The following is a 25,650-nucleotide window of genomic DNA, read 5'->3' as shown; positions in this document are numbered from 1 at the left end:
GGAATAACCATGACCACATCCCTGAGCCTGCGCCCCAGCCTGTATGAAGAACTCGTACCCGGCGGCGGCCACACCTCCTTCGTCCTTAAACGCGGCCAACTGCTGCGCATCACCGACCTCGAAGGCGGCGCCAACGTCAGCCTGCTGCTGCTCAGCGCCGCCGAAAAAAGCGAACGGCTGAACCTGCCCGACACCCTCAAATGCCAACACACCGCCAAGCTCACTGCCGGCCACTGCCTGTACTCGGACATGGGCCGGGTGCTGGCCGCCATCACCGCCGACACCTGCGGCTGGCATGACAGCTTCGGCGGCGTACTCAACGCCGCCGAAGTCGCAGAGAAGTACGGCGCCGGGCGCTACCAAGAACTGCGCAACGGCTTCTTCCGCAGCGGCGTGGACAACCTGCTGGTGGAAATGGGCAAGTGGAACCTGAACATCCAGGACCTGCTGATGGCGCTCAACCTGTTCAGCAAGGTCAGCGTCGATGGCGACGGCCGCTTCCACTTCGAGCCCGGCAACTCCAAGGCCGGTGACTACATCGAGCTGTACGCACCGATGGACACCCTGGTGGTGCTGACCGCGCTGCAACACCCGATGGACCTCAACCCCGCGTACGCGCCCAAGCCGGTGCAACTGAGCTGGCACCGAGTCGAGAGCGACGGCATCAGCGTGCTTTGCCGAACTTCACGTCCGGAAAACGGCCGTGGTTTTCATAACACCGAACGTCAGTACCTGTGAGGGCCGCAGCATGTCTCTAACCGAAAGCACCCTGCACCCAGAAGCCGCCGTGTACCGCGCTGTGATCCCGGCCGGCGAACCCTTCCTCTGCGAAGTCAAAGCCGGGCAAACCGTGCGCCTGCTCGACCTCGAAGGTAACCAAGCAGTCGACACGCTGTTCTTCAGCGCCAGCAACCCACGCGAGCGCTACGACCCGCAACGCACCCTGCGCAAACAAAACAGCGTGTACCTGACCACCGGCACCGTTCTCTACTCCAACCTGGGCAACCCGCTGCTGACCATCAGCGCCGACACCTGCGGGCGCCACGACACCCTCGGCGGCGCCTGCGCTCAAGAGAGCAACACCGTCCGTTACGCCCTGGATAAGCGCTACATGCACAGCTGCCGCGACAACTTCCTGCGCGCCAGCCTGCACGACGGCCGCCTGGAGAAGCGCGACATAGGCGCCAACATCAACTTCTTTATGAACGTGCCGGTCACCCCCGAAGGCGGCCTGACCTTCGAGGACGGCATCTCTGGCGCCGGGAAGTACGTCGAATTAGTCGCGCATATGGACGTGATCGTGCTGATCTCCAACTGCCCGCAACTGAATAACCCGTGCAACGGCTACAACCCAACCCCAGCCGAGGTGTTGGTATGGAATTGAAGCTAAGCAACTTGCGCCGCTGGCTCCTGCAGCTGTGCCAAAGCCGTTCAGGCCAGTGCCTGCAGCAGCCCCCGAAGGACTTGTAGAGATGACCGTGGGAGGGGCTTCAGCCGCGACAGCTGCACAGACCAATCGCGGCTAAAGCCCCTCCCACAAATCCGCAACAGAGCATTTTCAACCACGGACGACCGTGGTGCAGACCGAATACTGCGGGACGGCCCGCCTTGCCTTTCGAGGGCAAATCCATGTTCAACAAACTGCTGATCGCCAACCGTGGCGCCATTGCCTGCCGCATCCTGCGCACCTTGCGCGACCTCAACGTGCAAGGCGTGGCCGTCTATTCCGAAGCCGACGCCGCCAGCCTGCATATCCAGCAGGCCGATGAAGCCTTTAGCCTCGGCGAAGGCCCCGCGGCCGGCACCTATCTGGTGGTCGATAAAATCCTCGCCGTCGCCAAGCAGACTGGCGCCACCGCCATTCACCCCGGCTACGGCTTTCTCTCGGAGAACGCCGCGTTCGCCGAAGCCTGCGAGGCTGCCGGCATCGCCTTCGTCGGCCCGACGCCGGAGCAACTACGGGTATTCGGCCTCAAGCACACCGCTCGCGCCTTGGCTAAAGAGCATGGCGTACCGATGCTCGAAGGCACCGAGCTGTTGGAAAACCTCGACGCCGCGCTGGTCGCCGGTGAAGTGGTCGGCTACCCAGTGATGCTGAAAAGCACTGCCGGCGGTGGCGGCATCGGCATGCGCGTGTGCAACAGCGCCGCCGAGCTGAGCGACGCCTTCGAGGCGGTCAAACGTCTGGGGCAGAACAACTTCAGCGACAGCGGCGTGTTTATCGAGAAGTACATCCAGCGCGCCCGCCACCTGGAAGTGCAGGTGTTCGGTGACGGCAAAGGTGAAGTGCTAGCCCTCGGCGTACGCGATTGCTCGGTGCAGCGGCGCAACCAGAAAGTGCTGGAAGAAACCCCGGCGCCGAACCTGCCCGCAGGCATGGCTGAAGAGCTGTGCGCAGCGGCGATCAAGCTGGCCAAGGCGATCAATTACCGCAGCGCCGGCACCGTCGAATTTGTCTACGACAGCGCCGCCGAGCGCTTTTACTTTCTCGAAGTAAACACCCGCCTGCAGGTCGAACATGGCGTCACCGAGCAGGTGTGGGGCGTCGATCTGGTGCGCTGGATGATCGAACTGGCGGCCGGCGATCTGGCTCCACTGAGCGAACTGGGTAAAGGCCTGAAGGCCAGAGGCCATGCGATTCAGGCACGCCTATACGCCGAAGACCCGGGCCGCGATTTTCAGCCGAGCCCCGGCCTGCTCACCGCAGTGGACTTCCCCACGGCCGATGGCCAAGCCCTGCGCATCGACACTTGGGTCGAAGCTGGTTGCGAAATTCCACCCTACTTCGACCCGATGATCGCCAAAGTCATCGCCTGGCAACCCACCCGCGAGCAAGCCAGCACCGCACTCGGCCAAGCCCTGGCTGACACCGTGCTGTATGGCGTGGAAAGCAACCGCGATTACCTGCGGCAGATTCTGCTCGACGTGCCCTTCGCCAGCGGCGAGCCGTGGACCCGTTGCCTGGAAGGTTTGGTCTATCAGGCGGACACCTTCGAAGTGCTGTCCGCCGGCACCCAGACCACCGTGCAGGACTTCCCCGGCCGTCTCGGCTACTGGGCCGTCGGCGTGCCGCCATCGGGGCCGATGGACGATCGCGCCCTGCGCCTGGGCAACCGCCTGCTCGGTAACGAAGAAGGCGCCGCCGGCCTGGAAATCACCATGAGCGGCCCGCTGCTGCGCTTCAACACCGATGCAGTGGTGGCAGTGACCGGTGCGCCAATTCCGCTAAGCGTGGATGGCGTCGAGCAAGCTATGAACAGCGCGCTGCTGATCAAGGCTGGTAGCACACTCAGCCTCGGCACCATCGCCGGCAGCGGCGCCCGCGTTTATCTCACCCTGCGTGGCGGTCTGCAGGTACCGGAATACTTGGGTTCGAAAAGCACCTTCACCCTCGGCCAGTTCGGCGGCCACGGCGGCCGCGCGCTGCGTGCCGGTGACGTGCTGCACCTGCTGCCTTTGGCCGACAGCCAAGCCGACGCGCAACTGCCCGCCGAGCTGCGCACTGATTTACCTGCGGTACGCGAAATCCGCGTGATTTACGGCCCGCACGGCGCACCGGAATACTTCACTCCGGCCTACATCGAGACGTTCTTTGCCACCTCCTGGGAAGTGCATTTCAACTCCAGCCGCACCGGCGTGCGTTTGATCGGCCCGAAACCCGAGTGGGTGCGCGACAGCGGCGGCGAAGCTGGCTTGCACCCATCGAACATCCACGACAACCCCTATGCGATTGGCGCGGTGGATTTCACCGGCGATATGCCGGTGATCCTCGGCCCAGACGGCCCGAGCCTGGGCGGCTTTGTTTGCCCAGTGACCATCATCGAAGCCGACCTGTGGCAGCTCGGCCAGCTCAAGGCCGGCGACAAGCTCAAATTTTTACCGGTGGATATCGCCACCGCACGCCTGTTGGCCCAAGCAAAAAACCGTGAATGCGCGGAGCTTTGTGGGAGGGGCTTTAGCCTCGACCCAAGCGCCACCGATATCGCGGCTGAAGCCGCTCCCGCCCTAACAGCCTTGACCTCGCCCATCATTCTCGACATTGGTGCAGACGATAAGCGCCTGGTCGCGCGCCTCTCCGGCGACACCCACCTACTGCTGGAAATCGGCGCGCCGGAGTTGGACCTGGTACTGCGTTTCCGTGGCCATGCCTTAATGCAGGCCCTAGAAGCCAAAAACTTGAATGGCGTCGTAGACCTGACTCCCGGCATCCGCTCGCTGCAAGTGCACTACCAGCCGGAAACCCTCGCGCTAAATGACCTTCTCAACATAGTCGCCGGCGAGTGGGACGCGGTGTGCAACGCGCAAGACCTCAAGGTGCCGTCACGTATCGTCCATTTGCCATTGTCTTGGGATGATCCGGCCTGCCAGTTGGCCATCGACAAGTACATGACCACCGTGCGCAAAGACGCGCCCTGGTGCCCAAGCAACCTGGAGTTTATCCGCCGGATTAACGACCTGCCCAATCTGGATGAGGTCTACAAGACCGTGTTCGACGCCAGCTATCTAGTGATGGGTTTGGGCGATGTGTATCTCGGTGCACCGGTGGCCACGCCACTGGACCCACGGCATCGTTTGGTCACCACCAAATACAACCCGGCGCGTACTTGGACGGCCGAGAACTCGGTGGGCATCGGCGGCGCTTATATGTGCGTGTACGGCATGGAAGGCCCCGGCGGCTATCAGTTCGTCGGTCGTACCTTGCAGATGTGGAACCGCTACCGCGAAGTCGCGGCCTTCGATGGCAAGCCGTGGCTGCTGCGCTTCTTCGACCAGATTCGTTTCTACCCGGTGGGCGCCGAGGAGCTGCTGCAAATCCGTCGCGACTTCCCGCTCGGCCGCTATGAACTGCGCATCGAAGACAGCGAGTTGGCCCTGGCCGACTATCAGGACTTCCTCGACAAGGAAGCCGAGGGCATCGACGCATTCCGCCAGCAGCAGCGCGGTGCCTTTGACGCCGAGCGGCAACGCTGGATCGAATCCGACCAAGCGCACTTCGACAGTGAAGAAGTGCTCGCAGATTTAGGCGAAGACGTCCCGCTCGCAGCCGGTCAGCACAGCATCGACAGCCATATCGCCGGTAACCTCTGGCAAGTCCAGGTCAGCGAGGGCGACCACGTGAAAGCCGGTGATGTGCTGGTGATTTTGGAGTCGATGAAGATGGAAATACCTCTGCTCGCCCCGCGCGACGGCGTGGTGCGCGAGGTGCGCGTACAACCGGGTTCGCCGGTACGCGCCGGGCAACGGGTGGTGGTGCTGAAAGAGGCTTGAAGCTAGCCGCAGTACTGCGTGGGAGGGGCTTTAGCCGCGACTGATCTAGTCGCGGCTAAAGCCCCTCCCACGCACTCGTCGATAACGCTGATATGCCTCAGCAAAACCAACTGCAATAAAAACCACCCGCCACCGCCATCCAGGTAGCGACCTATGTTTCAGCAGCGCGATGCAGGAGCGGGCGCTACAATACGGCCATTATTTTGCCAGTAGAGCTTTGCATGTCGCAGCCATTCCCCCCGACCCGCCAGTGGTCACTGATTGCGCTGTTGCTGGTGCTACTTGCTGGCGGTTTCCTCGCCACCTCCCTGGTCAGCTATTACACCGCCCTCGAATCAATCCGTGCAGGGATCATCAACACCGAACTGCCGCTGACCTCGGATAACGTCTATTCAGAGATCCAGAAGGACCTGGTTAGGCCCATCCTGATTTCCTCGATGATGTCGCGCGATACCTACATGCGCGACTGGGTATTGGCCGGTGAACAGGGCACCGAGCAAATCACCCGCTACTTGCGCGAGGTGCAAGAGCACTACATCACCGTCACCAGCTTCTTTGTTTCCGAAAAAACCCACACCTACTACCAAGCCAAAGGCGTACTCAAACAGGTCAACGAAGCCGACTCACGTGACGCTTGGTACTTTCGCGTACGCGACATGCAGACGCCCTATGAAATTAGCGTCGATGCCGATATGGCCAACCAAGACCGCCTGACTGTGTTTATCAACTACAAGGTTTTCGACTACGACCAGCGCTTTATCGGTGCCACAGGCGTAGGCCTGACGGTGGACGCCGTGGTCGACCTGATTGATACCTACCAGCAACGTTACAAACGCAGCGTATTCTTCGTCGACACTGAAGGGCGTGTGGTGCTGACCGGTGCCAAAGGCGGCCCATCAGGGGCAAAAGTCGGCCAATCTCTCAGCGAATTGCCCGGTTTAGAAGACCTGATGGCCAAACTGGCGAACCCGCAGAACAGTAACTTTGAATACCAAGAACATGGCCGCGAGCACTTCCTCAATGTGCGCTTTATCCCCGAACTGAACTGGTACTTGTTAGTTGATAAACATGAAAACGGCGCACTGACCGGTATCCGCAAGTCGTTGTACATAAACCTGCTGATCTGCCTGTTAGTCACCCTCATCGTCATCAGTTTGGTGGGCTTCGCCCTGCGCCGTTACCAGCAGCGTATTACCGCTCTGGCCACCACCGACCTGCTAACCGAACTGCCCAACCGGCGCGGCTTCAACCTGCTCGCCAACCAGGCCGTGCAAGAGGCACGGCGTAACCAAGACACCCTATGTGCCCTGATGCTCGACTTGGACAACTTCAAGCAACTCAATGACAGCCAGGGCCATCTGGCCGGCGACGCCGTGCTGCGCGGCTTTGCTGCCAACCTGCAGAGTGCGGTACGTGAGGCAGATATTCTTTGCCGCTGGGGCGGCGAAGAGTTCATCCTGCTGCTCAAGAACACTTCCGTAGAGCAAGCCCGCGAACTGGGTAAGAAAATCCGCGAGCAGACCGAACGCAGCCACTTCAATTACAACGGTATTGACCTGCAAATCACTACCAGTATTGGCCTGGCCCAGCTGCAACCGAATGAAGTCCTCGAGCAGCTGATCGCCCGTGCCGACCGCGCGCTGTACCGCGCCAAACAGAGCGGGCGCAACCGCCTTTGTGAAGAAGCACATGGATAATGAAGCGATTCGCTGCCCAAGCTGCGGCCAGCTGAATCAGTGCGCCCAAGCCACGGCCAATGCGCCGGTAGAACACTGTTGGTGCTTCGACATCACCGTTGATGCCCTGGCGCTGACGCAGCTACCCGCCGAACAACGTAACCGCGCTTGCCTGTGCCCACGCTGCGCTCAAGGCCTGCACGAGCCGGCTAGCGACTAGCCATGCGCCTCGATCGTTTTCTCAGCAACCTGCCCCAACTCAATCGCCAAACCGTCCGCCGCCTACTGGCCAGTTCTCGTGTACGAGTCGATGGCGCGGTGGTTTGCGATGGTTTGTCCGAAGTCAGTCAGTTCAGCCGCATCGAAGTTGATCGCGAGCTGCTACAGGCCGGCAAAGCCGCGCGCTATTTCATGTTGCACAAACCGACAGGCGTGGTCAGTGCCACCGAGCATGGGCAGCACCGCACCGTGCTTGATCTGCTCGACGAACCGGACAAGACCGACTTGCACCTGGCCGGTCGCCTGGACCTGAACACCAGTGGTCTGCTGCTAATCACCAACGATGGTCAATGGTCGCGCCGCCTGACCGAGCCTCGCAGCCGCCTGGGCAAGGCCTACCGCGTCGAGACCGAACAGCCAATCAGCCCTGAGTACATCGAGGTGTTCGCCCAGGGCCTGTATTTCGCCTATGAAAACCTCACCACCCTGCCTGCCGAACTGGTCATCGAAAGTAGCCACAGCGCCCTGCTGACCTTGCACGAAGGCCGCTACCATCAGATCAAGCGCATGTTTGGCCACTTCCAGAACAAGGTCATCGGCCTACATCGCCTGAGCATGGGCGCTATCCAACTCGACCCGCACCTCGCCCCCGGCCAGTACCGCGCCCTAAGTGCAACGGAAATCGTCTGCATCTAAACAGCCCATGCTCAAGTCACATACTTAGCTAGCTAACCGACAAACGGCTGTTCGATACTCCAATATTCACTTGCGCCAGCACGAACGCGGCTGCTTAAATCAAACCATAAGGTCTTGTCGTGACCACTCAGTCACGAAAGCCATCTAAGTATGCTTTCGGTTACTTGCGCACTGCGCGAAATGGGTTCCTGCCTGGTCAAAGACGCCACTCCACACCTGCAAAATGGCCGTGGACGGATGCTCTATTTCAGCCCTAACTGATTGAAAATAAATAACTTATAAAATCCTCCAGCCTGACATCTTGCTGTCACGTCCAGGCGCTTTCCTGACTGTCCTAACTTAGCCCGGTTCAACGGCACCGCCGTTTTGCCATGCCCATTTTTTGCGCCAGGAGGAAACGACATGAAGCCAGCCATCGCTGTCGTCGATATTCACAGGACGTTCAAGGTACACACGGAGTTTTACGCCAACCCCAGCGCGCGCAAGACCATCATCCTAATCAACGGCTCGTTGGCCACCACCGCCGCGTTCGCGCACACCCTGAAATACCTGCAACCACAATTCAACGTGGTGCTGTATGACCAGCCATACGCCGGCCAGTCCAAGCCACATAACAGCCACGTACGGCCGATCAGCAAGGAAGATGAAGCGACCATTTTGCTGGAGCTGATTGAGCAGTTTCAGGCCGACTATCTGCTGTCGTTCTCATGGGGCGGCGTGGCTGCCATGCTGGCACTGGCGCAGCGCCCGGCGCGTATCGAAAAGGCGGTGATCAGCTCTTTCTCACCGCTGCTCAACGCCCCCATGCTCGACTACCTGGAAAAAGGTATGACCTACCTGCATGCAAGCGACGGCGAACAAGTCGGTCAACTGGTCAACAGCACCATCGGCAAGTACCTGCCCTCACTGTTCAAGCGCTACAACCATCGCCATATAAGCAATCTCGACAACCACGAATACTTGCAGATGCACGCACACATCAACCAGGTGGTGCATATGGATAATCACTGCCAGATGGAGTGCCTGGCGGCCATCGATATTCCATTGCTGTTCGTCAACGGCGAACACGACGAATACACCTCGCCAGATGACGTGCGCCTGTTTGCCGAGTACCTGAGTGACTGCCAGTTCGCCACCATCCGCAATGCCGGACACTTTCTCGACATGGAGCACAAAGGCGCATGGCAGCAAAGCCAGGCCGCTCTGCTGAACTTCCTGCAAGCCCCAGCACGCAACAGTTCCAGCTACCGTGCACAGCCCGATCTGCATCACGCGATTGCCGTATGAAACAGCGCTGCACCCCACGCCTGCAGCGCGCAAGCACAGATAGCTGCGCTGCAGGCTTCATTTAACCCAAGACTTCCGGTATAAAGGCACCCGCTGCGGGCGTCGTATAGTGGTAATACCCTAGCTTCCCAAGCTAGAGCTGTGGGTTCGATTCCCATCGCCCGCTCCAAATCGCAGAATCTAAAGCCCTGAAACCAACCGGTTTCGGGGCTTTTTGCTTTTTGCTTTTTGCCTTGGCTGAAAGAAACAGCAAGCTAAAAGCGTGAGCGTGCATGTGTTGAGCCCGGAGGACGGACTCCCCTCGCCTGAGGTAAATGTGGCCTTGGAAAAGCTGGACAGTAAAACCTGGGGCGTGCTCAACAGCGGTGTCACAAACGAACAAGACCACGTTCCGCTGCTGCGCAGCTCTTACCGTTTCTCGACTTATCGCGGTAACAGATGCTTAGGGTTTGAGACAAGCGAAGCGACTGGCCAGAAAAAATGCCCGCGCCAGCGAGCATGAATCGCCCCCTCTTAGCTCCGCTCATCTAAGTGATGGTCTTAGTTCGAGGCCGTCACATCCGTACTTGAGAAGGCGGGGTAACTGGACGGTTTCCCGTTGTTGATGTTGTTCAGGAAGTTACTGTCTTTGACCGGCAGGTTCGCGGAGCCGTAATCGAAACTATTGAGTAACGAACGCATGCTCTGATTCGACAACCCGTCACCGACCATTCGATACCAGCTGACGATAGTCGGGGTCAGGAATGAGCCATAGGGGTTCTCGGCATACTCAACACTTTTCGCAAAGCGAAAGGCATGAGTAGTGACACCATCCTTGTGATAGACAATCTTCAGATGGCCATTTTCAAAGGGTAACTCTGCAGCGGGCTTGGTTGTCTGGTTGCCGTGGGAGCTGTAGGTGCCATGCGTCACAACTCCGTTTTTGGTCCAGACAGCGGCATGTTCCCAATCATGGCGATGGCCGCCACCAAAATAGCCGGTCAACTGGTCTTTCTCGAAATAGAGCGCGTATATATGGCCGCAATACTGGTTGCCACTGACTGTTCTACACACGTAGCGATGCAGGGTGTTTGAGGTCAGTAAAAAATTACCTGAGCGGCAGCTGCCCGTAATTGTGCCCGTCGTATTAAGGCCTGCATTTTTTTGCCCCAAACGGCTGATACCCGCGCTGGGCAAACAACTATCGCCGTCAAAATCAAAGACTGGCTGCTTATTGTTGATCACCCCGTTTGTCGGCAGGGCTTGATCCAGCTTGGCAAAATCGCTGGCCAGGATGAAATTGCTGGTTAATAGCAGTGCCAGGGAGGCAGTTAAGCTCGAAAAAACAGTGTCGGTTTCTTAAACATGCTGATTTCCCAATGTTTTATTTTTGTGGGCGTGGGGTGCCTTAGGCACTTCAAAGCGTGGCACGCAGCATGTGGGAAAACTATTCCCCGAATGGGTGTGAACGATAAGAGGTGTGGATTCAACGCTGCTTTCGTTCGCGCCCAATCGAATACTTCAGCGCCCTGAAACCAGCCGGTTCGGGGGCTTTTGGGGGTACTGGTTTAAACACTGCGCACAAGTCAGCCCCAAACAGCATTGGGCTGAGTGATAAATACAGGAGAACGAAGTAAGGCGCAAAGTAGGCGAACCATGCCTAAGCACTCGGGAACCGGTGCTGGCGGATTGCAGTAGATGGCGTTCCCAACTGGATTCGAACCAGTATCTAGCCCTTAGGAGGGGCTTATTCTATCCATTGAACTATGGGAACCAAGGCTGGTTAGACGGGCTACCAGCGGGCGGCATCTTAGCGAGCCTGAGCTAGTTTGTCATGCCGCTGCCATTATCTCAGCGCCATACTGCCAACTGACTGCCAACCGGCCGTCATAAAGAGAGGAGATCGCCATGCGCCCCGCTGCCTCGCCTTATCTGCCGGATTCGCCTTTTGCCGACTTTAACCTACGTGCGGCCAGCGTTACCGATGCCGCAGCGCTCGCCACGTTGCTGCAGCAACTGGCACCCGACGAGCCGCGTGCTGATGCCAAGCTGCTGGCTTTACGCCTGAGTGAGTTGTCAGTGAGCTGCGTGGTACTGGTGGCCGAGCGTGACGGCAAGTTGCTCGGCACCTGCACGCTTAACCTGATTGAGCACCTGGCGCACAACTTCGCTCGCTCAGCGATTCTTGAAGATGTAGTGGTGGATGGTGAAGCGCGCGGCCTGGGGATTGGCCAGGCGCTGATGGGCAAAGCCATCGAACGCGCCCGCACCTGGGGTTGTTACAAAGTGGCGCTGTCCAGCAGCCAGAGCCGTGAGGCCGCCCATGCTTTTTATGCCAACCTGGGCTTTAAACCGCATGGTATTAGTCTGGCGCTGACAATCGATTAATGAAGCTGCTTTACGATCTCGCGAGCTAGAGCCTGTTTTTAACGCAGCAGGGCCGACGCGCAGCAGATCGTAAACAGCCTCTAACGGCCGAAGCGCTCTTCGGCCAATTGATCAGCAATCTCCACCGTGGTTTTACCGCTCGCACCTGAGCGCTGGAAGATTTGCTCCAACGTTGCGCCGACGCCTTCGATATGCGCTTTGAGTTGTGCAGCGCTGCCGCCGCTACGGCCATAGTAGACATCGATAATGCCGCCGGCATTGATCGCGTAATCCGGCGCATACAGGCACTCGTTGCGGCGCAGGGTTTCCGCCAGGCTAGGATCGGCCAGCTGATTATTGGCGGCTCCGGCGATAATCGGCGCGCGCAGCGCTTCTAGGGTTTGTTGGTTGATGATTGCGCCCATGGCGCAGGGCGCGAACACATCAACATCCAGGCCGAAAATCGCCTGCTGGGTGACAGCAGTTGCGCCCAGTTGCTCAACCGCACGGCGCACATTGGCCTCGACGATATCAGTCACCCACAGCTCGGCACCGGCTGCTTTCAATTGTCGGGCGAGATCAAACCCCACCTGCCCTACCCCTTGAATCGCGACTTTGAGGCCACGCAAATCATCACGGCCCAGGCGGTGCTTGACCGCAGCCTGAATGCCGATAAACACCCCGTAAGCGGTGGCCGGCGACGGGTCGCCATTGCGCGTACCACCCGCGAAGGCTTCGCGCGACTCCGCACCGGATACGTGGCGAGTGCGCTCGGCCATAAGCTGCATTTCTGCCACGCCGGTGCCGGAGTCGGCGGCAGTGATATAGCGCCCGCCAAGGCTGTCGACAAAATCACCCATGGCCTGAAACAGCGCCGCGCTCTTGCCGGTATGAGGGTCGCCGATGATCACCGCTTTGCCGCCACCCAGTGGCAGATTGGCCAGGGCCGATTTGTAGGTCATGCCGCGCGACAGGCGCAGCACATCGCGCAGGGCCTCATCGTCATTGGCGTAGGGCCACATGCGGCAACCGCCAAGCGCCGGACCGAGGTTGCTGTTGTGAATGGCAATAATCGCCTTCAGGCCGCTGGCCTTGTCATGGCCATAGACCACCTGTTCGTGGTGGTCGAAATCGATATGGGAAAACACGGACATAGGGGTTCCTTGATTGTTCTTGTAGTTGAAATAAAGAGGGGAAACAGGCGGTGTGAAACGTAGCGAGCGAAGGTCAGGCAAGGCAAAAACAGGCTAAAAAGCGACTGGGGTCGCACTCGACTTTACGACTGTAAATGAGCACTTTTAGCCTGTTTTTAACGCAGCATCACCGATGCGCAGTAGTTTTCACGCTGCCTGTCAGGCAGCGGGTTCGAATAGTTGCACCGCCGCAATCTCACTGATGACCATGCGCGCCTTGAGCTGGCTGCTCTGCTCGCGCACCTTGGCCAGGCTGCGTTCTTTGACGTGGCCATAGCCGCGGATCTGCTCCGGCAGCTCAGCCAGGGCCACCGCGCTACGGTAGTTGTCGGCGTTGAGTTCCTTAAGCAGGTACTCCAGGTTTTGCTCATAGTCCTCGATCAGCTGCAGCTCCAGCTTGCGCTCGGCGCTGTAGCCAAACAGGTCCAGCGGCGTGCCACGTAGGAACTTGAATTTGGCCAGTACGCCGAAGGCCTTGAGCATCCAGGCACCGAACTGACGCTTGCGCGGCTCGCCGCTGCTTGCATCTGGCTTACTCAGCCAGGATGGAGCCAGGTGGAACTCCAGGCGGTAATCGCCGCTGAACTGCGCTTCCAGCTGACGGATAAAGCTGCCGTCGCTGTACAGCCGCGCTACTTCGTACTCGTCCTTGTAGGCCAGCAATTTGAAGTAATAACGTGCTACGGCCTTGCTCAGCGCTTGGTCAGCACTCTTGTCGACCTGTTGCACCCGCGCCACTTGCTCGCGATAACGCTCGGCGTAGGCGGCGTTCTGATACGCAGTCAGACGCACCACGCGGTCAGCAACGATTTCGTCCAGGGTCTGGCAATGCGGTGCCTCGACCATCTCAGGCTTGGCCAGTCGCTCCACAGCGGCCGCATCATGAGCCGCGCGACGGCCCCAGAGGAAAGCCTGCTGATTGAGCGGCACGGCCACGCCGTTGAGCTCGATAGCCTTATCGATGGCTTCGGCAGACACCGGCACCAGGCCCTTTTGATAAGCGAAACCGAGCATAAACATATTAGTGGCGATGCTGTCGCCGAGCAGGCGCGTAGCCAGGCGGCTGGCGTCGACAAAGTGAGTCTTGCTTGCCCCCACGGCTTCGATCAAGGCTTCACGCATGGCCGCACCCGGCACCTGAGCATCCGGGTTTCGGGTGAACTCAGCGGTGGCCGCTTCATGGCTGTTGACCACCGCATGGGCGATCTTGTCATTCAACTTGGCCAAGGCTACTTCGCTGGCCGACACCACCAGATCGCAACCCAGCAACAGGTCGGTTTCCCCAGCGGCGATACGCACAGCAAAGATATCGTCCTGCTTGGCGGCGATGCGGATATGGGTGATCACCGGGCCGAATTTCTGCGCCAGGCCGGCTTGATCGAGCACGCTACAACCCTTGCCTTCGATATGCGCGGCCATACCAAGCAATGCGCCAACAGTGGTCACACCACTGCCGCCAACGCCCGGAAGGAGGATATTCCAAGGCCGCTCCAGTGTCGGCTGACGCGGCTCCGGCAGGGCAATAAACAGCGCACTCAAACCCACCGCTTGCGGTTTACGCAGGCTACCGCCGTGCACGGTGACGAAGCTTGGGCAGAAGCCCTCAACGCAGCTGAAATCCTTGTTGCAGGAGTTCTGGTCGATCTCGCGCTTGCGCCCTACTTCGGTTTCCAGCGGCAGCACCGACAGGCAGTTGGATTTAACGCTGCAATCACCACAACCCTCGCACACTGCCGGGTTGATAAAGGCGCGCTTCTGCGGATCAACCAGCTTGCCGCGCTTGCGCCGACGGCGCTTCTCGGTGGCGCAGGTTTGGTCATAGATGATCACCGAGCAACCCTTGAACTCGCGCAGCTCGCGCTGCACCGCATCCAGATCGCGGCGATGATGGAAAGTGACGATAGGCGCGAAGGTGCTGCGATCCGGGTATTTCTCCGGTTCATCCGTCACCAGAGCAATACGCTTAACACCCTCGAAAAACACTTGCTGGCTGAGCTGATCGACCCGTAGCTCGCCGTCAATCGGCTGGCCGCCGGTCATGGCCACCGCATCGTTATAGAGAATTTTGTAGGTGATATTCACCCCAGAAGCCACGGCAGCGCGGACAGCCAGATGGCCGGAGTGGAAGTAGGTGCCGTCACCAAGGTTCTGGAAGATGTGCGCGGTATCAGTGAACGGTGCCTGACCAATCCAGGTCGCGCCTTCGCCGCCCATCTGAGTAAAGGTGTCGGTGTTGCGGTCCATCCACTGGGTCATGTAATGGCAACCAATACCGCCTTGGGCGCGGCTGCCTTCCGGCAGCTTGGTAGAGGTGTTATGCGGGCAACCCGAGCAGAAATGCGGGGTACGCACGGTGGTGTGTTTTGGCGCCGCCAGCGAGGCTTCTTTGGCCGCGAGAAAAGCCAAGCGCTCGTCGATGCTGGCGCTGCTGTAGATCGGCGCAAGGCGCTTGGCGATGGCCCGGGCGATCATCGCCGGAGTCAGCTCAGACAGGTTCGGCAACAGCGAATGACCAGCCTCGTCGAACTCGCCGACCACCACCGGGCGCTTGCCAAGCGGCCAGTTGTAGAGCTGACCGGTGAGCTGGTCTTCAATGATGCCGCGCTTTTCCTCGACCACCAGAATTTCATCCAGCCCCTCGGCAAACTCATGCACCGACACCGGTTCCAGCGGCCAGCTCATGCCGATCTTGAGCACACGCAGGCCAACCTGAGCGCACAGCGCCTCATCCAAGCCAAGATCATCCAGCGCCTGACGCACATCCAGATAGGACTTGCCGGTGGTGATAATACCCAGGCGCGGGTTGGGTGAATCCAGCTTGATCTGGTTAAGGTTATTAGCCAGGGCGAAGGCGCGGGCTGCGTAGATTTTGTAGGTATTTAGGCGCGCTTCCTGAGCCAGGGGCGGATCTGGCCAGCGGATATACACGCCGTCTTCCGGCAATTGGAAATCGTCCGGGGCTCGCACCTGGATGCGCAGCGGGTCGACATCCACTACGGCGGAGGAGTCGACGTTTTCGGCGATGGTTTTCAGCGCGACCCAGCAGCCGCTGTAGCGCGAAAGCTCCCAACCGATGATGCCGTAGTCGAGAATCTCCTGAACGTTGGCCGGGTTGAGCACCGGGATCGACGCGGCGATAAACGCATGCTCACTTTGATTGGCGATGCTCGATGATTTGCAGCCATGGTCGTCGCCGGCCAGCAACAACACACCGCCATGCTCGGACACCCCGGCCGAGTTACCGTGTTTGAACACATCACCGCAGCGGTCCACGCCCGGGCCTTTGCCGTACCACATGGCAAACACGCCGTCGTAGCGAGCACCGGGGAACAGGCTGGTCTGCTGGCTACCCCACACCGAGGTGGCGGCCAACTCTTCGTTGACGCCCGGTTGGAAGTGGATGTGGTTGTCTTTGAGGTACTGCTTGGCATCCCACAGGCTCTTGTCGAGGTTGCCCAGCGGCGAGCCCCGGTAGCCGGAAATAAAGCACGCGGTATTCAGGCCATGGGCTGCGTCGCGTTGCTTTTGCAGCATCGGCAGGCGGGTCAGCGCCTGGGTGCCGGTCAGGTATAGGTGGCCTGTGGCAAGGCGGTACTTGTCATCCAGGCGGATCTCGGCCAGAGACATAACTGCGCTCCTTTTATTATTTTGGCGAGCTGGGCTGGCAACGGTAGGTGCCGGCCTTGTTAAGCCTAGTGCGGGATCACCACACAAGGCGCATGACCAAGAATATGAACGGAGCACGCGGCTTTTTTATTTCTTTTTGCTGGCCGTTTTGCAGATACTGCGCATGATTAATCCAACAAGAACAAAAAACTCGGAACAGTCATGCAAGAAAAACTCAGCCCCATCGACCGCAAGATTCTTCGCCTGCTACAACACAACGCCGACCTCTCTGCCGCCGAGATCGCCGAGAAGGTCGAGTTGTCACAATCGCCCTGCTGGCGGCGCATTCACCGCATGCAGGAAGAAGGCATTATCGAGCGCAAGGTCGCCTTGCTCAGTCATAAGCAACTGGGCTTCAGCATCACCGTGTTTGTCGATATCAAGCTCTCGGCCCACGGCCGCAGCAACCTGGAAGAATTCGAGCAAGCGGTGGTCGGTTACCCGGAAGTATTGGAGTGCTTCACCATGGCTGGCGGCTCAGATTACCTGCTCAAGGTGGTCGCCAAGGACATCGCCAGCTATGAGCGCTTTCTGCGCGACCACCTGCTGCAACGCCCGCATGTGCACGAAGCCCACTCGCATATCGCCATGAGCGAGGTGAAACGCACCACCGAGCTGCCGTTGGATTAAGGCTGGGATGGCACAACGTGCGCGGGGCTTTAGCCGCGACAACTCTTAAACCCCGCTGCATGTCGCGGCTAAAGCCCCTCCCACGAAAGCCCACACTTCTTGCATGTCTGCTGCATCAAGCAACACTTCGTTGCGCCTTGCCGGCCCACCACAGCGCCAGTGGCCCGAGCACCAGCAGCACGCCCATCAGGGCAAACGCTGCCCACCAGCCGAGCAGGCTTTTGTCGTCCAATAGATCGAGGCTCATACCGAACAACAACGGGCCGAGAAAGGCTCCGCTAAAGCCGGTGCAGGAGTACAACGCCATCGCCGCACCGCGATGGCTGGCTGGCGCTTCGGCAATCAAGCCGGCGGTCAATGACGCCGAATCGGCAGTCACAGTGATGCTGTAGAGCAACACCAGCACGACCATCAACCAGAATGGCAACGCCGCGCTCAGGCCGATAAACAAGGCCAGTACGGAGGAGCACAGCATTACCGCGATCAGCCAGCGCTGCCGGCCAAACCGCAGCGCCAACTCATTACCGAAGATGCTCGCAGGCATGCCGATCAAGGTCGCCAGCATCGCCACCCAGGTACCGGACAGCCAGGGCGTGCTGCCCTGCAATTGCCCGGAAAACACCACAAACGCCACCAGCCAAGCGCGCAGCGCAAACAGCTCCAGGTTATGTACGGCATAGGCTAAGCAATAGGCCACAACGGCGCGGTTCTTTAACGGCGCCAAGTCCAACCACCTGCGCGGTGCCTGCTCAACCACCGCCTTAGGCGGCAAGCCCCAGTACACCATGGCCCAGGCCAGCAACGCGCAACCACCACTGAGCAACGTAGGTAGCTGCCAGCCGCCAAACTTGGCCAGTTCGCCGGCGAGGATAAACGACAATGCCGTACCCAGGCCGAAGCTGGCCGTATAAAACGCTACTGCGCGGGACTGGGCCGGCCCGTCGATGCGCTCGGACAAAGCCTTGAGCCCCGGCATATAGGTACCCGCCATGCCGATACCCGCCAACACCCGCCAGGCCAGCGCCGACCAGAAGCCATCGGCGAAAACGAAGCCGGCATTGGCCACGGCAGTCAGCAGCATTGCGGCCAGGTAGATGCTGCGCGCATCATGCCTATCGGTCAGCCCAGTGAGGATCGGCACCGCCAGCATATAGCCGAGGAAAAAGCCGCCGCCGATCCAGCCCGCCTCGGTATTGCTCAGCCCCCACAACGCCTGAAAATCCGGCAGTAACGCGGCAAACAGGGCAAAGCCGGCCATACCCAGGGTTTCCGCACTGCACAGCAGTAAGGTCAGACGGCGGGCATTCATCGGATTCTTCTAATTAACGTGGGAGGGGCTTTAGCCGCGACAGCGTTTAAGTTCAGCTGCAGCTCGCGGCTAAAGCCCCTCCCACCCTCTAATGCCCAGGCCAACACGCTGCTCACAGCACCTGCCCATCAAAGGCCAAACTAACGCCTTCCGGCAAAGCTTCCGGGTTATCCAGCAGCCAGGCATCGAAGGCGTGGCCTATATGGGTCAGCACCGCCGCGCGAGGCTTGAGTTGCTCGATCACCTCCAGCGCGCGGGTTAGGTCGTTGTGATTGCGCGGCGCAATCGGTTGCGGTGCGGTGGAGCAATCCAGCACCAGCAGATCCAGCGGCTGCTTCATCAGCACCGCCGCGCTGGCGGCGGGCACGCCGAGGGTGTCGGTGAGGTAGGCGATACGTCGAGTGGCACCAGCCTCATCGACACCTTCCAATAAGTAGCCAAAGGTTGGTTTGGAGTGATTGAGCGGCAGCGCCGTGACGCTCAGCTCGCCCAGTTGTCGCCGTTCGAATGCAGCAAACGGCTGGCTGAAATCGAGAATCCCCGGGTGCTTGTACAGGTCGGCCAAGCCTTCCGGGTCATCCGGACCGTGCACGGGAATGATCAGCCCCTGCCCCCAACGCAGATGCAACAAACCCTGGGCATGGTCGGCGTGGTAATGGGTTTGCAGGATGCCGCTGAGGCTGTGGGGCGGAAACCGCTCGGTTAGGTCTGGCAACCCGGAGTCGATCAGCCAACGCTGCGCACCGCATTCGATCAGCGCGCTACAAGGGCCACGGCGGCGCGCCGGATACACCCGCGCGCTGTCGCAGGCCACGCAACTGCAGTTGTACACCGGCACCTGCCGCGCATCGCCTGTGCCGAGCAGGGTCAGGCGCATGTGCGGTTATCGCTGAGCAAATGCAGCATCTGGGTTACGGTCTGTTCAAGTGATCCGGAGTTATTCAGGACGATAAGGCGCTCGGTTGATCCTGGCGTGGGAGGGGCTTCAGCCGCGACAGTCGCCGCTGAAGCGCCTCCCACAACAAAGCTGCGATTACGCGCCAAGCGCGCCTCGATCTGCTCGGCACTTTCCCGACCGCGCGCCAGTAGGCGCTGGCGCAGGGCGGCTTCGTCGACCTGCAGAAGAATCGCCAGCAGCTCCGGGTAACGCTGCCGGGCCTGTGCTAGATAAGCCCGTGAGCCGTTGACCAACACGTCCTGCCCCGCCGCCAACCAGTCATCGATCTGCCGAGGGATGCCGTAGGCCAAGCCATTAGCGCGCCAGCTCAGGGCAAAACCGCCAGCAGCCTCCTGCTGATCGAATTCGGCCGGGGAAACGCCAATGGCGTCCTCACCGACCGCTTCCGCCGAACGGGTGATCACTCGTCGCACAATCACGCAATCACGCTCGGCTAGACGCTCACGCGCGGCATCCAACAGGCTGTCCTTGCCCGAGCCCGAAGGCCCTATCAAATAGATCAACCTGCCGCTCATCAAAACACCCTGTTGGCTTGTCGCCATACTTGTTGGATCACCGCCTGCCCCTCGTGCACCTTGGCCTGGAGCAGATCGGCACGCAGGCCGACACGGATTTCGCCGCGATCAAGCAAACCCGCCGCATGGGCCGGCTGGCGGCTGACGGTGGCAATCGCCCGGGGCAGATCATAACCGTTGTCTTGCGCGGCCAGCATAAAAGCAGCCTGCAACAGGCTCGCCGGGTAATAGTCACTGGAGAGAATATCCAGCACCTCGTGACGGGCCAGTTCGGCAGCGGCGATATTGCCCGAATGCGAACCACCGCGAACGATATTCGGCGCGCCCATCAACACCTTGAGCCCCAACGCATGGCTGGCCGTGGCGGCCTCCAGGGTGGTGGGAAATTCGGCGATGGACATGCCAAACCCAGCCGACTCCTGCACATGGGCCAAAGTTGCGTCATCGTGGCTGGCCACTGATAAACCACGGGTATGACAGTCCTCGACAATCGCCCGGCGATGGCGGTCGCTGAACTCGAGGGAGTTGGCCACCTGCTCTTTGACAAAGGCGTCCATCTCGGCCTCGCTCAGGTGGTACTTGCCCATGTAGTACTCGCGGTATTTGTCTTCCTTGGCGAACTGACGCTGACCCGGCGAGTGATCCATTACCGACACCAGCTGCACCAGCGGGTGCTCCACCAGATCGCGGAACACTGCCAGGCTATCGGGATGACACAGCTCGCAGCGCAGGTGCAGACGGTGATCGGCGCGCAGGAGCCCGCCAGTGGCCGCCGCTGCGATGGCTTCGAGCATGGCCGGCAGTTGCTGCATACGTTTGCCACGCGGATTCACATCGCCAATGGCCAGGGCATCGAACACCGTGGTGATGCCGGCTGAGACAATCTGCGCGTCATGGGTCAGCACCGCCGAGGCGGACGGCCAATCCACCCCGGGGCGCGGGCTCATGTATTTTTCCAGGTTGTCAGTGTGCAGTTCGACCAGGCCCGGCAGCAGGTAGTCGCCACCCAAATCGATAGCCTGGGACAAACCACTGACGCCCTCCTCCACCTGCGCAATCAAACCATCACGCAGCACCACCGTGCCGACGAACTCCTGCTCAGCGGTGACCACCCGTGCATGGGTCAAAATCTGTTCAACTGGCATACACATACTCCTGCTTGGGCGCTGCATCGTGGGTCATGTCGAGAAAGCGATCGGCTACCGCCTCGCGGGCGGCGCGGTCGTGGAAGATGCCGATCAATGCGCTGCCTGCGGCTTTGGCTTCGTTGATCAGCTCCAACACCACCTGGCGGTTGGCGTCATCCAACGAGGCCGTCGGCTCATCCAGCAACATCAGCGGCCAGGCCACCATAAAACCGCGCGCGATATTCACCCGCTGCTGCTCGCCGCCGGAGAAAGTGCCCGGCGCCAGCTGCCACAAGGCTTGTGGGATATTCAGGCGACCCAGCAGGCGCTCGGCCCGCGCCTGCGCGTCGGCCTTGCTCCAACCCCGCGCCAGGGCCGGCTCCATCACCACATCCAGGGTCGCGACACGCGGGATCACCCGCAGAAACTGGCTGACATAGCCCAGGGTCTGGCGGCGCACGGCCAATACCTGACGCGGCTCGGCACCGACTAAATCGACCCAAGCACCGTCGTGCAGCATGCGGATGCTGCCGCCTGCGGCCAGGTAGTTGCCATACAGGGTGCGCAGCAAGGTCGACTTGCCTGCGCCAGATTGCCCATGCAGCACCAGGCACTCGCCAGCGCGCACGCTGAAGCTCAGGCCGTTCAATACATTCAGCACCACGCCATGCTGCTGGTGCAGGGTGAAGGTTTTGCTGAGATCGGAGACCTCGATAAGCGTATTCATACAAACCTCGGTGCCGTAGGAGGGGCTTTAGCCGCGATGGCTGTTGACATCTGCTCGCGGCTAAAGCCCCTCCTACATGGCGGAGTTAGTTTCGTAGGGTGGATGGCGCTTTATCCATCCACCATGGCAACACGTAGGTGGATGAAAACAGCGTCATCCACCCGACCCAGCGTTAAGGCTGCAGGACGGACGACACCAGCAACTGCGAATAGGGATGCTGCGGATCATCGAGAATCTGATCGGTCAACCCGGCCTCCACCACATGGGAGCGGCGCATCACCATCAGGCGGTCGGCAAGTAAACGCGCCACCGCCAGGTCGTGGGTGACGATCACCACCGCCAGGTCCAGCTCGCGCACCAGGCCGCGCAACAGGTCGAGCAGGCGCGCCTGCACCGACACATCAAGGCCACCGGTGGGCTCATCCATAAATACCAAGCGTGGACTGGAGACCAGATTGCGAGCGATCTGCAACCGCTGCTGCATACCGCCGGAGAAAGTGCGCGGCAGGTCGTCGATGCGCAGCGGGTCGATTTCCACTTGGCTCAACCAGTCGATGCCGGCGGCGCGCAGTTCGCCGTAATGGCGTACGCCTTGGGCCATCAGCCGTTCACCGATATTGGCGCCGGCCGACACACCCATGCGCAGGCCGTCACGCGGGTTCTGCTCAACAAAGCCCCACTCGGTGCGCAGCAAGGTGCGGCGCTGCGCTTCGCTGGCGCTGTACAGATCAACCAGGCTGCCGTCGCTATTGCGGTAGCTAACGCTGCCGCGATCCGGCGGGCAACGACCGGAGAGCAGGCTGAGCAAGGTCGACTTACCCGAGCCCGACTCACCGACAATGCCCAGCACTTCGCCCGGATACAGATCGAACGATACGCCCTGGCAGCCCTTCTCCGGCCCGTACAGCAGGGTTAAGTCGCGCACACTGAACAGCGGCTGGGCAGTCTCGTTATGCAGCTGTAATTTTTCGGCGGCACTCATTGCACAGCCTCCCCGGTCATCTCAGTGGCATCACGGCGTTGCATGCAGTAGTCGGTATCGGAGCAGACAAAACGCGTGGTGCCGGCGTCGTCGACGATCAGCTCATCCAGATAGGAATCATGGCTGCCACAGAAGGCGCAGCATTCGTCCCAACGCTGAATTTCAAAGGGGTGATCGTCGAAGTCCAGGCTCACCACCCGGGTGTAAGGCGGCACCGCATACAGGCGCTTCTCGCGGCCGGCACCGAACAGCATCAGCGCCGGGCTCATGTGCAGTTTGGGGTTGTCGAATTTGGGAATCGGCGAGGGGTCCATCACGTAGCGCTCATCCACCGTCACCGGGTAGGCGTAGCTGGTGGCGATGTGGCCGAAGGTGGCGATGTCCTCGTACAGCTTGACGTGCATCACGCCGTAATCCTCCAGCGCGTGCATGGTGCGGGTCTCGGTTTCCGAAGGCTCGATAAAGCGCAGCGGCTCGGGAATCGGCACCTGATAGACGATGATCTGGTCATTACTCAGCGGCGTTTCCGGGATGCGGTGACGGGTCTGGATCACCGTCGCCTCGGGTGTACGGGTGGTGGTTTTGACCCCGGCGGTGCGGGCAAAAAAGCGCCGGATCGACACCGCGTTGGTGGTGTCATCCGCGCCTTGATCAATAACTTTGAGTACATCCTCGGCGCCGAGGATCGCGGCAGTCAGCTGCATACCGCCGGTGCCCCAGCCATAGGGCAGCGGCATCTCGCGACCACCGAAGGGCACCTGATAACCGGGAATCGCCACCGCCTTGAGCAGGCCACGGCGGATCATTCTTTTGGTTTGTTCGTCCAGATACGCGAAGTTATAGCCCACTTCGGTAGCTGGCTGGGTTTGGGCCTGGGCATTCATGCGCGTTGCTCCTCGGCGGCGGGCTGCTCACAGCGCTGCTTGCGCAGTTTGCGGATCAGCTCCAGCTCGGATTGGAAGTCGACGTAGTGCGGCAATTTCAGGTGGGAGACGAAGCCAGCGGCTTCAACGTTGTCGCAGTGCATCAGCACGAATTCTTCCTGCTGCGCCGGGCCTTCCACTTCTTCGGCGTACTCGGCGGCGCGCAACGAGCGGTCGACCAACGCCATGCCCATGGCCTTACGCTCGGCATAACCGAAGGCCAGGCCATAACCACGGGTGAACTGCGGATCGATGCCCTTGCCACCGACGAACTGGTTGACCATTTCACACTCGGTCACTTCGATATCGCCCAGCGGCACGGCAAAACCGAGCTCTTCCGGCTCCAGCCAAACCTCGAGCTCACCGATACGAATCTCTCCAGCGAACGGGTGGTTACGCCCGTAACCACGCTGGGTGGAATAACCCAGCGCCAGCAGGAAGCCTTCATCGCCACGGGCCAGCGCTTGCAAGCGCTGGGCACGGTTGGCAGGAAAATCCAATGGCTCGCGAGTGATATCCGGCACCGCGTTGCCATCATCGACTTCGCGGGCCATCAGGCCTTCATCGGCGAGAAAATCCAGCACCCGTGGGCAGTCACTCAGCTCGGCGGCGGGATTCACCTGTGGGCCGGGCTGTTCACCCTCGGCCAGCAAGGCGAAGTCCAGCAAACGGTGGCTGTAATCAAAGGTCGGGCCGAGTAGCTGGCCGCCGGGCAAATCCTTGAACGTGGCGGAGATACGTCGGCTCAGTTGCATCTGCGTGGTGTCCAGCGGCGCACTGGCGGTAAAGCGCGGCAAGGTGGTGCGGTAGGCGCGTAGCAGAAAGATCGCCTCCATCAGGTCGCCGGCAGCCTGCTTGATCGCTAACGCGGCCAATTGCGGATCGTACAGCGAGCCTTCACTCATCACCCGAGCCACAGCCAGGGGCATTTGTTCGCGCACTTGATCGACGCTGAGTTCCGGAATCGCGGTATCGCCACGGCGCTTCTTCGCCAGCAGCAGGTGGGCATTGTCGATGGCGCGCTCGCCACCTTTGACGGCAACGTACATCAGGCCACCTCCTCGGCATTGAACAGCACGTGGGTGCTGCGCGGCAGGCCGATCACCTGTTCGCCAGCGGCGAAGAAAACGTCCAGACCACGGGGGAATGCACTGCGCGCTTGGCGTTGCTGCCAGAAGCTGCTGCGCAGCGGCAATTCGACGGCACGCACATCCTTGATCCCCGGCCCACGCCAGCGTAGGTGCTCACCGCCAGCCAGGGCATCGAGCTGAATCAGCAAGGTGCAGGATTGGTCCGGGTAGCGTTCGCTGCCGTTGTCAAAATCCGCTAGGTCGTCAGCGCCCGACTCATCGAGCAAAGCAAACAGCGCCGACTCACGCTCGGCGACAATTGGGCAGCCACAGTGGAACAACAGGTTGGCGCGAATCGCCGGGGTGTCGAAACAGGGGGCCAGCCACAGCGGCGTGTCGCCATCGAGAAAAGCCAGACACAGGGCATAGGTCGCCGGATGCAGGTTTTCCAGGGCCAAGGCGCGGTTCATCGATTGCACCAAACCGGGCTCAGCCAAGGCTTTGAGCGCGGTACGGAAGCTGGTCTGCGCATCCAGCACCGGATCATTGAAGGCCGGTTGCAGCCATTGCGAGCTGTTCGCCGCGTTCATCAGTCTTCTCCTCTGACCAGGGTGAAAAATTCCACCTGGGTGGTTGCGGTTTCTGCAGCATTTTCGGCCTGTTGGCGCTGCTGTAGAGCGGCCAGCGGCTCGATCAAGCGACTCAGCCAATGGCCGTGCTCGGCGCCTTGCAGGTGTGCATCGGCCAGGGCGGCGAGCTCGGCATGCTGCTTGTCGCGGCCCGCCACGTAGCTGTAGCCGGTACAACCATCGGCCAGGCGCACCACGCAGCGGGTCACGGTCATCTCACCGAGGTTGAACGGGCTGCCGGTGCCGCCCATGCGTCCGCGCACCAGGGTCATGCCGATCTCCGGCGCGCGGATCAGGCTGTACTCGGTCTCTTTCAAGGCCGACTCATAAGCGGTTAAGCCAGTGCCGGCGCGGGCAAGTACGCCCATCCAGCGTTGACGTGTGGCGATTTGCGGGTCGCTGTGCAACAGGTTGCGGTTCATCACAGGC

Annotated in this window: 22 protein-coding genes and 2 tRNA genes; 10 read left to right on the top strand and 14 right to left on the bottom strand. The window is 60.4% G+C overall.

What is annotated here, in order from left to right; all coding sequences use genetic code 11:
• Positions 1 to 9: 9 nt before the first annotated feature.
• The 8 genes from D8779_RS17985 (at position 10) to D8779_RS17950 (ending at position 9,315) form a co-directional block, all read left to right on the top strand.
• Complete coding sequence (locus D8779_RS17985) at positions 10 to 738, top strand: urea amidolyase associated protein UAAP1 (RefSeq protein ID WP_136665844.1); 729 nt, start codon at positions 10 to 12, stop codon at positions 736 to 738.
• A 10-nt stretch (positions 739 to 748) separates the two neighbouring features.
• Entirely contained in the window at positions 749 to 1,384 is a 636-nt protein-coding gene (locus D8779_RS17980) for an urea amidolyase associated protein UAAP2 (protein ID WP_136665843.1), read from the top strand.
• 245 nt (positions 1,385 to 1,629) lie between these two features.
• On the top strand, positions 1,630 to 5,268 hold the full coding sequence (gene uca, locus D8779_RS17975; protein WP_136665842.1) for an urea carboxylase: 3,639 nt from the start codon (positions 1,630 to 1,632) through the stop codon (positions 5,266 to 5,268).
• Between the two features lie 221 nt (positions 5,269 to 5,489).
• Positions 5,490 to 6,965 (top strand): sensor domain-containing diguanylate cyclase, encoded by a 1,476-nt coding sequence (locus D8779_RS17970; RefSeq protein WP_136665841.1) that lies wholly within the window; start codon positions 5,490 to 5,492, stop codon positions 6,963 to 6,965.
• A complete protein-coding gene (locus tag D8779_RS17965; RefSeq protein ID WP_136665840.1) occupies positions 6,958 to 7,164 on the top strand; it encodes a cysteine-rich CWC family protein in 207 nt (68 codons plus the stop codon). Before D8779_RS17970 ends, D8779_RS17965 begins: the two co-directional genes overlap by 8 nt.
• Before the next feature lie 2 nt (positions 7,165 to 7,166).
• Positions 7,167 to 7,859 carry a pseudouridine synthase gene (locus D8779_RS17960; protein WP_136665839.1) on the top strand — a complete coding sequence of 231 codons (693 nt, stop codon included), beginning with the start codon at positions 7,167 to 7,169 and terminating at the stop codon, positions 7,857 to 7,859.
• A gap of 402 nt (positions 7,860 to 8,261) precedes the next feature.
• Positions 8,262 to 9,146 carry an alpha/beta fold hydrolase gene (locus D8779_RS17955; protein WP_136665838.1) on the top strand — a complete coding sequence of 295 codons (885 nt, stop codon included), beginning with the start codon at positions 8,262 to 8,264 and terminating at the stop codon, positions 9,144 to 9,146.
• 95 nt (positions 9,147 to 9,241) lie between these two features.
• Positions 9,242 to 9,315 (top strand) — tRNA-Gly (locus D8779_RS17950).
• 371 nt (positions 9,316 to 9,686) lie between these two features.
• On the opposite strand, the gene D8779_RS17945 is transcribed toward D8779_RS17950, so the two are convergent.
• On the bottom strand, positions 9,687 to 10,370 hold the full coding sequence (locus tag D8779_RS17945) for an NPP1 family protein (protein WP_205895841.1): 684 nt from the start codon (positions 10,368 to 10,370) through the stop codon (positions 9,687 to 9,689).
• Positions 10,371 to 10,824: 454 nt separating this feature from the next.
• Positions 10,825 to 10,899: transfer RNA gene (locus D8779_RS17940), tRNA-Arg, on the bottom strand.
• A 134-nt stretch (positions 10,900 to 11,033) separates the two neighbouring features.
• On the opposite strand from D8779_RS17940, the gene D8779_RS17935 reads away from it, so the two are divergent.
• Positions 11,034 to 11,513, top strand: a complete 480-nt coding sequence (locus D8779_RS17935; RefSeq protein WP_136665836.1) for a GNAT family N-acetyltransferase — start codon at positions 11,034 to 11,036, stop codon at positions 11,511 to 11,513.
• Positions 11,514 to 11,593: 80 nt separating this feature from the next.
• Here D8779_RS17935 and D8779_RS17930 read toward each other — a convergent pair whose 3' ends face one another.
• Both D8779_RS17930 and D8779_RS17925 read right to left on the bottom strand, forming a co-directional pair.
• Positions 11,594 to 12,646 carry a Glu/Leu/Phe/Val dehydrogenase dimerization domain-containing protein gene (locus D8779_RS17930; RefSeq protein ID WP_136665835.1) on the bottom strand — a complete coding sequence of 351 codons (1,053 nt, stop codon included), beginning with the start codon at positions 12,644 to 12,646 and terminating at the stop codon, positions 11,594 to 11,596.
• Between the two features lie 198 nt (positions 12,647 to 12,844).
• Entirely contained in the window at positions 12,845 to 16,312 is a 3,468-nt protein-coding gene (locus D8779_RS17925) for an indolepyruvate ferredoxin oxidoreductase family protein (RefSeq protein WP_136665834.1), read from the bottom strand.
• 201 nt (positions 16,313 to 16,513) lie between these two features.
• Between D8779_RS17925 and D8779_RS17920 the strand changes: the two genes are divergently transcribed.
• Positions 16,514 to 16,981, top strand: a complete 468-nt coding sequence (locus tag D8779_RS17920; protein WP_136665833.1) for an Lrp/AsnC family transcriptional regulator — start codon at positions 16,514 to 16,516, stop codon at positions 16,979 to 16,981.
• 115 nt (positions 16,982 to 17,096) lie between these two features.
• Here D8779_RS17920 and D8779_RS17915 read toward each other — a convergent pair whose 3' ends face one another.
• The 10 genes from D8779_RS17915 to phnG form a co-directional block, all read right to left on the bottom strand.
• A complete protein-coding gene (locus D8779_RS17915) occupies positions 17,097 to 18,290 on the bottom strand; it encodes an MFS transporter (RefSeq protein WP_136665832.1) in 1,194 nt (397 codons plus the stop codon).
• Positions 18,291 to 18,402: 112 nt separating this feature from the next.
• Positions 18,403 to 19,167: a phosphonate metabolism protein PhnP gene (gene phnP / locus D8779_RS17910; RefSeq protein ID WP_136665831.1), complete on the bottom strand. Its 765-nt coding sequence runs from the start codon at positions 19,165 to 19,167 to the stop codon at positions 18,403 to 18,405.
• Complete coding sequence (phnN, locus tag D8779_RS17905) at positions 19,158 to 19,763, bottom strand: phosphonate metabolism protein/1,5-bisphosphokinase (PRPP-forming) PhnN (RefSeq protein WP_136665830.1); 606 nt, start codon at positions 19,761 to 19,763, stop codon at positions 19,158 to 19,160. The genes phnP and phnN overlap by 10 nt, the downstream gene beginning before the upstream one ends.
• Positions 19,763 to 20,908 (bottom strand): alpha-D-ribose 1-methylphosphonate 5-triphosphate diphosphatase, encoded by a 1,146-nt coding sequence (locus tag D8779_RS17900; RefSeq protein ID WP_136665829.1) that lies wholly within the window; start codon positions 20,906 to 20,908, stop codon positions 19,763 to 19,765. Before D8779_RS17900 ends, phnN begins: the two co-directional genes overlap by 1 nt.
• Positions 20,898 to 21,617 (bottom strand): phosphonate C-P lyase system protein PhnL, encoded by a 720-nt coding sequence (gene phnL / locus D8779_RS17895; RefSeq protein ID WP_136665828.1) that lies wholly within the window; start codon positions 21,615 to 21,617, stop codon positions 20,898 to 20,900. The genes D8779_RS17900 and phnL overlap by 11 nt, the downstream gene beginning before the upstream one ends.
• A gap of 172 nt (positions 21,618 to 21,789) precedes the next feature.
• Positions 21,790 to 22,599 carry a phosphonate C-P lyase system protein PhnK gene (gene phnK / locus D8779_RS17890; RefSeq protein WP_136665827.1) on the bottom strand — a complete coding sequence of 270 codons (810 nt, stop codon included), beginning with the start codon at positions 22,597 to 22,599 and terminating at the stop codon, positions 21,790 to 21,792.
• Positions 22,596 to 23,483: an alpha-D-ribose 1-methylphosphonate 5-phosphate C-P-lyase PhnJ gene (locus D8779_RS17885; RefSeq protein ID WP_136665826.1), complete on the bottom strand. Its 888-nt coding sequence runs from the start codon at positions 23,481 to 23,483 to the stop codon at positions 22,596 to 22,598. The genes phnK and D8779_RS17885 overlap by 4 nt, the downstream gene beginning before the upstream one ends.
• On the bottom strand, positions 23,480 to 24,571 hold the full coding sequence (locus tag D8779_RS17880; protein WP_136665825.1) for a carbon-phosphorus lyase complex subunit: 1,092 nt from the start codon (positions 24,569 to 24,571) through the stop codon (positions 23,480 to 23,482). Before D8779_RS17880 ends, D8779_RS17885 begins: the two co-directional genes overlap by 4 nt.
• Complete coding sequence (gene phnH / locus D8779_RS17875; RefSeq protein WP_136665824.1) at positions 24,571 to 25,182, bottom strand: phosphonate C-P lyase system protein PhnH; 612 nt, start codon at positions 25,180 to 25,182, stop codon at positions 24,571 to 24,573. Before phnH ends, D8779_RS17880 begins: the two co-directional genes overlap by 1 nt.
• Positions 25,182 to 25,628 carry a phosphonate C-P lyase system protein PhnG gene (phnG, locus tag D8779_RS17870; protein WP_240789761.1) on the bottom strand — a complete coding sequence of 149 codons (447 nt, stop codon included), beginning with the start codon at positions 25,626 to 25,628 and terminating at the stop codon, positions 25,182 to 25,184. Before phnG ends, phnH begins: the two co-directional genes overlap by 1 nt.
• Between the last annotated feature and the right edge of the window lie 22 nt (positions 25,629 to 25,650).

The sequence above is a fragment of the Pseudomonas leptonychotis genome, assembly GCF_004920405.1.
In the GTDB taxonomy this organism is placed as follows: Bacteria; Pseudomonadota; Gammaproteobacteria; order Pseudomonadales; family Pseudomonadaceae; genus Aquipseudomonas; species Aquipseudomonas leptonychotis.
This window is presented reverse-complemented; position numbering and strand designations above follow the sequence as displayed.